The sequence below is a fragment of the Streptomyces sp. NPDC060028 genome, assembly GCF_042736725.1.
Taxonomy (GTDB): domain Bacteria; phylum Actinomycetota; class Actinomycetes; order Streptomycetales; family Streptomycetaceae; genus Streptomyces.
The window spans coordinates 1-11,461 of record NZ_JBHWVJ010000073.1; the positions used below are offsets into that span (position 1 = coordinate 1).

General features: G+C 68.6%; 9 protein-coding genes and 1 pseudogene. 3 read left to right on the plus strand and 7 right to left on the minus strand.

Annotated features, from left to right (window positions below):
• Positions 1–1,192: 1,192 nt before the first annotated feature.
• From ACFWBF_RS28445 to ACFWBF_RS28475, 7 genes and pseudogenes are all read right to left on the minus strand, one after another.
• Positions 1,193–1,375, minus strand: a pseudogene (locus ACFWBF_RS28445) (helix-turn-helix domain-containing protein); the annotation flags it as partial.
• 164 nt (positions 1,376–1,539) lie between these two features.
• A complete protein-coding gene (locus ACFWBF_RS28450; RefSeq protein ID WP_385606905.1) occupies positions 1,540–2,046 on the minus strand; it encodes an RNA polymerase sigma factor in 507 nt (168 codons plus the stop codon).
• Positions 2,047–2,073: 27 nt separating this feature from the next.
• The gene (locus tag ACFWBF_RS28455) at positions 2,074–2,346 is read right to left on the minus strand and encodes a hypothetical protein (protein WP_385606907.1); all 273 of its coding nucleotides are present in this window, start codon (positions 2,344–2,346) and stop codon (positions 2,074–2,076) included.
• Positions 2,347–2,541: 195 nt separating this feature from the next.
• On the minus strand, positions 2,542–2,805 hold the full coding sequence (locus ACFWBF_RS28460) for a hypothetical protein (RefSeq protein WP_385606909.1): 264 nt from the start codon (positions 2,803–2,805) through the stop codon (positions 2,542–2,544).
• A gap of 770 nt (positions 2,806–3,575) precedes the next feature.
• Positions 3,576–4,406 carry an alpha/beta fold hydrolase gene (locus ACFWBF_RS28465; RefSeq protein WP_385606911.1) on the minus strand — a complete coding sequence of 277 codons (831 nt, stop codon included), beginning with the start codon at positions 4,404–4,406 and terminating at the stop codon, positions 3,576–3,578.
• Positions 4,407–5,516: 1,110 nt separating this feature from the next.
• Positions 5,517–6,308, minus strand: a complete 792-nt coding sequence (locus ACFWBF_RS28470; RefSeq protein WP_385606913.1) for an alpha/beta fold hydrolase — start codon at positions 6,306–6,308, stop codon at positions 5,517–5,519.
• A gap of 407 nt (positions 6,309–6,715) precedes the next feature.
• Entirely contained in the window at positions 6,716–7,759 is a 1,044-nt protein-coding gene (locus ACFWBF_RS28475) for a saccharopine dehydrogenase family protein (RefSeq protein WP_385606914.1), read from the minus strand.
• 128 nt (positions 7,760–7,887) lie between these two features.
• On the opposite strand from ACFWBF_RS28475, the gene ACFWBF_RS28480 reads away from it, so the two are divergent.
• From ACFWBF_RS28480 to ACFWBF_RS28490, 3 genes are all read left to right on the plus strand, one after another.
• Complete coding sequence (locus ACFWBF_RS28480; RefSeq protein WP_385606916.1) at positions 7,888–8,823, plus strand: helix-turn-helix domain-containing protein; 936 nt, start codon at positions 7,888–7,890, stop codon at positions 8,821–8,823.
• 1,132 nt (positions 8,824–9,955) lie between these two features.
• Positions 9,956–10,585: a TetR/AcrR family transcriptional regulator gene (locus ACFWBF_RS28485; protein ID WP_385606918.1), complete on the plus strand. Its 630-nt coding sequence runs from the start codon at positions 9,956–9,958 to the stop codon at positions 10,583–10,585.
• A complete protein-coding gene (locus ACFWBF_RS28490; RefSeq protein ID WP_385606919.1) occupies positions 10,582–10,929 on the plus strand; it encodes a nuclear transport factor 2 family protein in 348 nt (115 codons plus the stop codon). The genes ACFWBF_RS28485 and ACFWBF_RS28490 overlap by 4 nt, the downstream gene beginning before the upstream one ends.
• The last annotated feature ends 532 nt before the right edge of the window (positions 10,930–11,461 follow it).

The window sequence follows — 11,461 nt, forward strand, 5'->3', positions numbered from 1 at the left end:
CGAGATACACGGGTGTCAAACGCCATAGCCTCAAAGATCGACCGGACAGGTCCTAGTTAAAAGGCGTCCGCTGCGACTCCCTTAGGAACCCCAACGGGGCTCGGGATAGCCGTTCGCAAGGAGCAACGCCTTCCCCATCAGCCTGAGACTCTCCTCAGAGAGGACGTGGCACGTGTATCGGAGCGGGATCGGATAGTTCCCCCACAAACTGAGAATGACGCACAGGACCACGATGTCCTCACCCCACTCACCAAGCTCATCCGCATCGATCGCCGCATCAACACGCTTCGGTCGAGTCCGGCCCACACGACGCCGTCATCCCCGACCCCACCGTCGATATACAACTGAAGCCGCAGATCGTGCAGCCAGACACCATGCAGAACCCCTCCCCCCGCGTCGCGAAACACCCAAGCCCCCGACTTCCGATGACCGGGCGGACCGCCGACTAAAGACCCGGCGCCGTCCGGGGGTACATGTCCTCGATCGCGCTCTGGAGAGCGCCACTCGCGTCGAAGTCAATGTCGGGCGTCCCGAAGTTGGGATGGCACCGCGGCAGCTTGCGGCCCGGCCTCCGCTGTTCGAGGTCGTCATGGCGGAGCAAGTGGCACCGGCTCCCGGTGCAGCCGGCCGTGGTACCGGCTCGTGGTGATCCCGTATTCCGTCCGCAGCATCAAGACCAGGACCTCCCGCAAGTCCTCGTACACCTGTCGGTTCGGCTCCCGTGCCGGGACGCTGGCCATCAGCGGATGCCCAAGGATGCGCTGATGACGAGGTCCCTTAGCTGCATGCCGCCCTTTGCCCCCAGGTCGATCTGGTCCAGCAACTTGCTGAGCTCGTCGTAGATCCACGTACCCAGGAAATTTTGGGTTACAGAGCCCGACCTCTTGTCGGCAGTCCAGTAGAGGAGTTCGGCGAGCTCGCGTCCGGTCAGCTGCACCTCGACGAGGCCGTCCGGGCGTGTCAACAAGAAGTCCCCTAGGACGCTGTGGGCGAGTCCGGTCTCCTTTGGGAGATCGGCGCCGCCCGGGGTGCACATGTCCTGGATCTCGTTCCAGAAGTCGGAGTGGAAGACCAGGGTGAGATGCGCGATCCTTGACGCCTTCACGATCCGGTCTTTGTCCAGCGGGTCCCCCTCCTCGCGTGCTCTGCCCTCCAACAGCTCTAGTAGCCGATCGGTCGACCCGGCCTCCTCCGACTCCATGTCGGCCCAAGATTCGCGCAGATACTCGTGCACCGCGTTCTCGGGTACGCGGAAGGAGCGGCCGACGCGGATCGCGGGCAGGTGATCGTTGTGTACGAGCCGGTAGACGGTCATCTTCGAGACATGCATAACCGACGCGACCTCGGCAACAGTGAGGAACTTGACCTCGTGCAACGGCCGCTCGCGAGTGCTTCGGCTCGGAGGCGCAGGTGCTGCCTCCTGTGCCTCTCGAGCGATGCGCCCGCGCAGGCAGGCAAGGCGTCGTTCGGTGTCGGCTTGATCGGTCCAGAGCTCGTTCACCGCTTCCACGGCGCTCTGCAGCTTCTCTTCGATGCTCATCACGCACCTCCGTCTACGTCTGCCAGGAGCGTTGCCAAGGTGGCACGGGCATGGTGAAGGTGAGTCTTCACGGAGCCTGTGGAGATTTCCATGATCTCCGCGATCTCGCTCAGCGGGTGGTCGAACTGAAGCTGAAGGGCCATCGCCGTGGCCTGCTGGGTCGGCAGTTTGCGGACAGCTTCGAGGATGGCGATCTGGTCGACCCGTTGAGCTATGGCGTCGCGTTCGATGAGGTGGTCCGGTAGTTCGCATGGATCTGTGATCAAGCCGAGTTTCTGCCTCGTGTGCCGTGCCTGACTCAGCCGCTGGCCGGCGATGCGAAACAGCCATGCCTTCTGGTTCTCGAGCGTGGACACCCGGGTCCAGTACCGGTGGGCGGCGATCATCGTTTCCTGGGCTGCGTCGTCGATCAGGCCCAGGTCGCCCTCTAACCAGATCAGATACCTGCGGACGTGCCGGTCCCACTTGTTGAAGAAGTGGGCGAACTCCTCGTCAGTCGGCGCCATGCCACCCCCTGCCCTCGTGCCGCCCGTTCATCGACGAGGACTGTTCTCGGTGAGATCCCCGGTGATGACGGTACGGCGCCCCTGCGCCGTATCTTCCACCCGCAGCCCGGCCTCCGGCAGCCGTTCCAGCATCACGACCAGGGTGGCCCTGCGCTCGCGTTCCAGACCGGCCTTCACACGGCCACGGGCGAGCTCGTGCAGCACATCCCAAAAACCCGAGCTTCCCCTGCGGGACCGCAGGATGATCCCAGCCAGCCCGATCAGGAGGGGGCCACCCACCGCGAGAACCTCAACGCTCACTGATTCGACTCCGACTGCCTCGCGCCACGACCCATTGCCGCAGCCCTGCCCACTACAGCGCCGTACGTGGGCCGGGGTTGAACCAAGGGCCGAAGTTTTTTCCAGCGCGACCGGCTCTCACCTCAAGACAGTGGCCCCACACACCAAAACAGCAGCCACCGACCAGCACCAAAACGCGCAAACCCGCACTGTCTCTCACAGCGCTGTCACGAAACCGAGAGATCGCAGCCAGGCGACGACGGCGCGGCGGTCGAACTTGGGCTGTACGTCCGTGCCGCCCTCCGGGGCCGGGAAGTCGCCGTGGCGGCGGCGCCAATTCACCACCGCGGCCCAGCCCACCCACGCGATCCGCCCCGCCTCCGCCAGCAGCACCCCGTCCTGGCCCCGGACCAGGGGGTCGAAGGCGGCGAGCGGTGAGCGGCGGCCGGGGCGGGCGGTGTGCACGGGTCGCCAGTCCACCAAGGGTGTCCGACCGCCGCTACGGTCAACCGCGGCCGGCACCTCCAACGCCTCCGTCAGCCGGTCCGCCGCCACGCCGACCCCCATCGGGGGCCCCGCAGCGCGGCACGCACCTGCTCCGGGTCGGTGGCCTCCACAAGCGCCCGCGACCACAGCCCCGGGCCGGCGCCGCCGGCGGGACGAGGCCAGAGCCGGCCGCCCACCGCCAGGCCGCCATGGCCGTCTCTGCGACACGACTCGTGCACAGCCGGCGGCCGCCTATGAGTTGACTACCGCTTCCTTCTTGCCCTGCACCTTGGCGAAGGCCTCCCCTGCACGATCCTGGGCGAATTTGGCGACCCCGAACCTGCCCAGCGGCCCCGGCCAGGGCTCCTTCGGGCACCTTGTCGGCGGTGATGTCGCCAAGGCCATTGGGGCCGTCGGCGAAGGCGGGAACGGCAACAGTGAGCGGGGCAACGGCCAACAGGGCGATGGCTAGCATGCGCGACACGGGCTTCATACACTGGAAAACGATCACGCCCGAGGAACGTCACCACCGTCTGGGCGGCCCCCAGGGCGCCACCGGGTACCCCGCGCGGCCCCCGCGGGGTGCGCCCCCCGGTCAACGGCCCGATCGGCGCTGACCTCCGCCACCAGATCCGGACGGACCAGCACCGTGTCCAGGACGTCGCGGCTCCCCCACGCCGCCGTGAACCGCACCCCTTCGAAGGGGTGCCCAGGTCCGGCCGCGGATCTGACACACCAACCAATCTCCCCCTCGACGACAGTACTCAGGTACGGGCGAAGGTGCGCAGGTCTTCGTTGAGGCGGTCCGCGTGGGTCGCGAACAGCCCGTGGCCCGCGTTCTCGTACACGTGGAGTGTCGCGCCCGGGATCAGGGCGGCTGCGCGGCGGCCCGTGAGTTGGAGCGGGGCGGAAGCGTCGGCGGACCCGTGCACGACGAGGACCGGGCAGTCGATCTTCGCCAGCTCCGGTACGAGGTTCAGTGAGGGCAGAAGGTCGTTGAGGGCCGTCCCGGCCCGTGCCGTCGCTCCGTGGCAGAGGTCCACCATGTGCGCCACGTACGCGTCCGACACCGGGGGGCCCGGAAGGTGGCGGGCGAAGAAAGCGTCCGCCCCATCGGCGAAGAACTTCGCCCGATCCTGCCGGAAGGTCTCGTTGAACGCGCGGATGAGCTCTGGATCCAGTCCCTCGGCGTGATCCGAAGACCGGGCCGGCCCCGGCGCCACTCCGCTGACGAGAACAACCCGGGCCACCCGCTCACCACCGCCGAGGGTCAGGTGGCGGACGACCTCGGCGGTGCCGAAAGAGTGCCCGACCAGCGTGACGTCGAGCAGGTCCAGGTGGTCGAGCAGGGCGCCCAGGTCCCCGGCCAGCGTATCGAGGTCGAAGCCGCCCCAGACGTCCTCGGACCTGCCGTGTCCCCTGCGGTCGAGTCCCACGCACCGGAACCCCTCGGCCGCCAGCGGCAGCATCTGGTACTCCCACATCTCGGTGCTGAAGTAGGAGCTGTTGACGAAGACGATGACGGGGCCGCTCACCGGACCGTAGTCGACGAAGTGGAGGCGGGTGTGATCGGTCGTGGACTCGAAGTACGGCATGACGGGGGTCCCTCCGTGAGGCGGCTGCGGGGCGTGGCACCATCCTGGCCCGGCGCCACACGCCGCGCCATTACCGCCGAGGTCATGGGCCGAGGCGACTGGCCAGTGTTCTGCGCCGGGAATTCGATCGAGATATGAGACCTGCTCGACCGCCAAGTCCCGCAGCAGGCTCCCTCGTGCCCGCTGGCCAGCACCGGGCGCCGCCACGCCACGACCGGTGTGTCGTTGGACCACCTGACAAACAGACGAAGCAGAAGGAGAACAAGGGGCCGAGCGTCGAAGTCGCCAATTCGATCAGGCGGCGGTACCGCGAAGGTTGCGGCCTCCGCGACGTGGCCGCCGAGTTCGGTGAGTTCGGTGAGCATGGACAACGTCCAACGCCTGGTCCCCCTGGAGGAGCGTCGCACGGACACGTCAGCCAAGCAGCGCTACTGCGAGGTCCCGGACTTGCGGGACAGACGGTCGAAACAGTTACGCCGCACACCTCGCGAAGCGACTCGGTTCACCGGGCGCCGGACGGAAGCTCGCCGGGAACCCCCCACTTTGAGGTACCACTGCTGATGCGCCTATCTGTTGCACCCCCACTGCGTAGCCGGAGCCCCGTCGGCTGTCGACTCGCCGCTGTTCTCCAGGCAGAGTCCGCTGTACACATTGGAGTACGTGACGTTCCCAGCGGCAGCTGCCGGCGTGGTTGCAAGCGTGGCTGCGACGGCGGAGACGCCGAAGAGCTGGTGTCGCAATCTGCGCATTTGTGAACCTGGTGTCGCTCATCTCCGTTGCCCGCCACATGTTGTGACGGGCAGTCAAGCGCGTTGGGGGTGTGATCCCCGGAATTTGGTCCTCGACTGGGGTTGGGTGTCCCCACTTGCCGCTGGTCCTGCTCCGACTGGAGGAGTTGCTGTCACCTACCGGAACGCCGAGTGCCCCCGCCGCCCCTTCGTCGAGCAGATACCCGGTCTGAGCCGGCCAGCGGACCGAGCGGCTGCGCTCGACCCTGCGGGATCGTCCTCGCACCCGGTGCCGCGGTACTCCCGGCCGAGGCGGGGGTGGTTCGCTCGGACTGACGCATACGCGGTGCACATCACACGATGCCCAGCCTATGAGGGTGGTTCAGATACCGGCGAGGAACTCCTGGACCGCGTTGGCGAAGCCCTCGGGGTCGGCCTGCTGGACGAAGTGGTCGGTGTCCAGCAGGCGGTAGACCGTGCCCGGGCGCCTGGAGCACATGGCATGGGCCTGTTCGGGGGGCAGGACCTGGCTGCGCAACCCATGGATCAGGAGCGCGGGGCAGTCGGTGGCGAGCCACTGTTTCCAGTGGTCGCCGTGGACAAGGTTCTCGGAGTCGACGGTGTCCTGCGGGTGGAAAGGCAGCCGCCAGCCGGCGCTGCCGGGCAGCGGGCGCAGCATGGGGCCGAGAACGGCAGCGAGGGGTCCGCAGGCGGCGGCCAGCTCCTCACGGGTGGCAGCGGTGTAGGGGAAGTTGAGCACGAAGGCGAGGGGGCTGGTTCCGTGGTCGGGGAGGTCGACGGCGGTGTCGACACTGATCAGGGCCTCGACCAGTTCCGGACGTTGGGCGGCCAAGTGGTAGGCGTTGATCGCGCCGAGGGAGTGGCCGAGGAAGACCGCCCGGTCGATGCCGATGTGGGCGAGGAGGGCGAGGAGGTCGGCGAGGTAGCCGGTCCGCGTGTAGTCGGGAGCGCGCTCGGAGTCTCCGTGGCCGCGCTGGTCAGGGGCGATCACCCGCCACGCAGGACCGAGGGCGGAGGCCAGGGCAGTGAAGGACGCACCTTCGGAGAGGTGGCCGTGCAGTGCGACGAGGGGGCGGCCGTAGCCGCCGTAGTCCAGGTAGGACAGGGTGCGACCGTCGAAGGTCATGGTGGCACGGGTGGGGTGGGCGGACATGGCGGTAGTACTCCCTCAGTTCGGCGGTTCGGCGGTTCGGCGGTTCGGTTGTCGGTAGCGGGTCTTCGTGCCGCCGTCCGTAGAAGCCGCCCGGCGTCCGGCCGGCGAGGATCGCCGCGGCGACGGGCAGCACGAGCAGCGTGCCGACCGCGAGGGCAGTCGAGTGATACATGGGATTGCCGTTCATCGGCACCTCGCCGAGTCGGATGCCGACGGTAGACGCGTACTGATCCGGCCTCACCCGCAGCAGTCGCAGCAGTCGCAGCACGGGCGGCAACCATACGCGTCTACCGGTGCCCCTACGGACGACAGCGATGGCCGCGATGACCGGGGCGGCCCGCGGACGCCGACGCATATGTCGTAATGGCTCACTGAGGGCGCGCCCACAGCCGAGCGGATGGGTGGGGTCAGGCGATCTGCTTCTGCGGGTTCAGGTCGAGTGCGATGTGCGGGGCGAGGGCGTGCAGGAAGTCTGGGGCGTCGAAAATCTCGCCGGCGGAGGCCACGCCGATGGTCTTGGTGCGGCCGGTCAGGACGCGCTCGAGTGCCTCCGCGACAAGGGGCGCGGTGACAGCGTAAATGTCCTGGCCGCTGGCCGTGGCCCGGCGTTCGGCTCCGCCCGAGCGCACGATGGCGTCGACGAGGAAGGTCTGGTCCGAGCGCCCGCTCTTGTCGGCGGCGGTCGGGGCCGGCGTGTGGGGGGCGGCGATGTCATGGACCGCCTCGGCGGTCATGTAGGTGGTCACATCGGGGATGGACAGGTGCTGGGGGACGGTGACGACGTCCGCCATGGTGAACTCCCCGATCACCTGCCGGGGTCCCATCGGATCCGGGAAGGTCCACTCCAGGGTGGGCGCCTGGTCGATGCGGTGCTCCCACTGTCCGCCGCTGTAGCGCAGGCGGTGGTCGCCGCGCCGCTCGCGGGAGACCGCGCCCGAGAGCCGGGTGCCGGCGGTGGGGTGCCAACTGCTGAGGGCGTAGGCGATGTGGGCCTCGTCGGCTTCAGTCCAGTCGCCCATCGCCGCGGTGGCCAACAGGTCGCCGAGACCGCCGAAGAAGGCCATGGCCGGGACGATCACCGCTCCCGCGTCCCGGGCCCGCTCGCGGTAGTGGGCGAAGGTGTCGAGATTTGCCTCGAGCTCGGCGGCCACGTCCAGGTACGGGATCCCCGCGCGCAGCGCGGCCTCGATGACGGGGCCGGTGGTCGAGGCGAAGGGGCCGGCGCAGTTGATGACCGCCGCCGTTCCTGCCAGAGCCCGGTCCAGCGAAACCGGGTCCTCGACCGACGCTACGCGGGCCTCCAGCCCGTGCTCGTCGGCCAGTTCCTCCAGAGCCTGCGCGTTGCGCCCGGATGGCACCGGGACGAACCCACGCGTGGCCAGCTCTGCGACCACGAACCGCCCCGTGTGACCGTACGCGCCGAACACCGCCACCATCTGGCCTGACCCCATGAGACTGCTCCCGTGCACTCGAACGCCCGCTGCGATGTCGATTCCGTTGCGGCCTGACACTCACATCCTGTCTTCGAGACAGCACTCGCACGAGCGTCGGAAACGACATGCCACGTACAGTTTCAGACATGCTCACTGTCGCGCTGGCCGTCACCGATGGCATGCTCCACTACGAACTGTCCGTGGCGCTCGAGATCTTCGGGGCCGACCTGACCCACATCGTGGACCCCTGGTACGACTTCTCCCTCTGCGGGAACGGCCCGGTGCGCGTCGACCGTTTCCGCCTTGAACCCGACCACGGACTCGACCACCTCGCGCACGCGGACACGGTGATCGTCCCCGGCTGGGCCGACACGGATCGCGAACCGCCCTCCGAACTGGTCGAGACGGTGCGCGCCGCTCACGCGGCCGGTGCCCGCGTGGCCTCGCTGTGCACGGGCGCCTTCGTCTTGGGCGCGGCAGGACTGCTCGACGGCAGGCGTGCCACCACCCACTGGGCTCACGCGGGGGAATTGGCGCGGCGCCACCCAGCGGCCACCGTCGATCCGGACGTCCTCTACGTCGATAACGGCGACGTCCTCACCTCCGCGGGCAAGGCCGCCGCCATGGACCTGTGCCTGCACCTGGTCCGCCTCGACCACGGCTCGGCCAACGCCAACAAGATCGCCCGACGTCTGGTCATCCCACCCCACCGCGACGGCGGCCAAGCCCAGTTCATAGCCACCCCCCTCCCCGCCCCAGGCAACCACCCCTTGAGTGGGCTTTTCCCTTGGGCGTTGGAGCGACTGGACCAACCGCTCACCGTGGAGGACCTGGCCCGCCAGGCCCGCATGAGCTCACGCCACCTCGGCCGGCACTTCAAACACCTCACCGGCACCACGCCGCTGCAGTGGCTCCACACCCAGCGCATCCGCCATGCCCAGGAACTGTTGGAGACCACCAACGCCACCGTGGAGACCATCGCCGTGGCCACTGGTATGGGCACTGCCACCACCCTGCGCCGCCACTTCCACCGCAGCGTCGGGGTGCCCCCGGATACCTACCGCCGCACCTTCCGCTCCTGAGGAGTGCCGTTGGCCCTCCCGTCGTGGCGTTGCGTGGGAAGGGCTGGGCGTTGAAGGGCGGGGACACGGTGACGGGTACGAGCGGGGCGGGCCGGCGATCGTACGCTCCGAGCCGGGAGGAGGTGCTGGCGGCCGTGGGGTCGTTGGTGCGGCCTTCGCCCCCAGAGTCGGTCGCCGCGGCTGTCGATGGTCTGGGCGGCTGTGGGAGTTCGTACGGAAGGGGCTGACGGACACACCAGACTGTGGTGACCGGTTGACAAGTGGCGTGAGGCCGTTGTGGCCACGGGGCGGCGGGACCACAGGAACTGGATGCGCGAGGGGGCCCGGCGCGAGGAAGACCGCGCCCTGTGGGAGAGCCCGCTGCGCCGCGGTGTGGAGGCGGTGCGGGGGGCGCGCCGCAGGCGGGAACAGGAGTGGAATCGCCATCCTGGCCCGGGGGCGAACTGACCCGCCGCCAATGGCCTCGTGCCTCATGCCCCCGTACGCGCGCAGCCTCCGCCGTACACGGGTGGGCGGTGGAGTGGCAGCGGCGCTACGCCACCTCAAGCAACTCCTGGCCGAAGGCGCCAGCTTGAAGGACGCCACCCCGGGGTGACCCGGCGCCGCCGAGGACGTCGGCCGGCATCCTGCCACCCAACACCGCGACTTCGGCGGCTGGGCGCCGAGCAGCAGAGTCAGCTCGGCGTCACCGCGGCGCCTGTACGGGCCGGCAGAGCGGCCCGCGAAAGACTGGCGCGACTTCCCGTACGGGCGGGGCGCGGAACCTTCGACAAGGGCGTCCGGGCCCTCGCCCCGTACGTCACCCGTCAGGGCGGCGGCGCACCCGAGAGGTCCCATGTCGAGCGCCTCCCGGACAGGAGCGAACTCCGGACGGGCGTGTGACTGGCGAACCAGCGTGCCAGCGCCGCGATTTCCACAACAACCGTGCGCACCAGGGGACTTGAAACGACAGGGACCGACCGGAAGCGCGTCGAAACATCGGAACGCATCCAAACAGCAGGAGAGGGCGGACAGACGAGGGAGGTTCTGACCGCTTCCCGTGATGGCTACGGCATCTGACGGAGCGTGCAGTGTCGGAGGGGTTATCGCGCATGCTATTTTGTGAGCGGTCGTTCAACTACGAGGAGCGTTGATGGGTCGTAAACAGGTCTGGGACCAGGAAGAGGTACTGGCCTCCGCCATGCACCTGTTTCGTCGTCGCGGATACCTCGGCGCCTCGCTGCGCGACCTCGAGGAAGCGACCGGGATGCACCCGGGCAGCCTGTACCGGGCGTTCCAGAGCAAGGAGGGCCTGTTCAGTGCCGCGCTGGACGCCTATAACGAGCGGGTGGTCGAGGGCAGGGTCCGCGTCCACCTGCGCGACGCACGGGACCCGGTGGCCGGCATCCGCTCGTTCTTCACCTCGGCGTTCGAGGCGCACCCCGGCCCGGAACCCGATCCCGGGTGCCTGCTCACCAACACCGCGGTGGAGTCATTCACCGTTCCGCAGGCCACGGCCGGAGTGCGCAGGGGGCTGGAGGTGATCGAGTCCGGCTTCGCCGACGCGCTGACACGCGCCCGCGCCCAGCGGCTCCTGTCCGCGGAGCTCGACGTCGAGATGTCGGCCGCCCAGCTCCTGACGCTCTACCAAGGCCTCCTGGTCCTCGTCCGCTCCGGTACGGCCGCCGCCAAACTGCACGCCATCACAGAGGGAGCCCTGGCCTCGATCGGAGCCAGGCAAACCAAGACGTTCAAGCAATCCATGGAAGAGGAACAGCGATGAGTGACCAACAGCAGCTCTGGAACGACTACGCCGCGTGCTGGTCGGCCGACCCCGCGATGCGACTCGCGGCGCTCGGGGCGGTCGCGGTGGACGACGTCACCTACCGGGACCCTGGAACCGAGGCCGCCGGTCTGGCCGAACTGGACGCATACATGAACGGGTTCGCCGGGGCGTTCCCCGGACACCGTTTCCGCATCGACGAGGTCTTCGACCACCACAACAGGTCACTGGCCCGCTGGACCCAGATCAGCCCGGACGGCGAGACCTTCATGACTGGCGTGAGCAGCGCCGTGCACCGCGACGGCCTACTCGCCGACGTCACCGGGTTCTTCCTCCCCGCCTGAGCACGCCAGGCGGCCTCGCCGAGCGGGCCTGTCGGCCACCCAGGCCACCAGGCGCGCTCCTTGTCCCACGGGCGGGTTGATTCCGGTTCAGCACGACTTGTATGTCGCTGCGGGGTGCGCAGAACCAGCGAACCCCGGCAGCATGACCAATGCTGCGCCGCCCCCTCTCGCCCGGTGCCACTGCCACGGGCACAATCCCGCCCTGCGGCTTCGATGCCCGTGCCAGGCGGCGCCCCCCGACTTCAGGGCCGGCTGAAGGGCAGCCGCGTTGGCGCGAGCCTCGAATAGCGCGGCCCCAGCGTCGCGCTTTACCGAGCAGGTCCACAGACTGCCCGACGGTCCGGAATTTCATGGGGTCATGATCACTCGCACCAAAGCAGCTCCCAAAGCGCGGGTGTCCAGCTTTGCGGCATCGCACACAGCTTTTGCGGTCAGGTGGGCTCTACTACTTCCACACTGGGGTCGCAGTTGGGCGTGCAGCTTTGCGGGCACGGCTCACAACTCTGCGGACACGGCTCCACCACTTCCACGC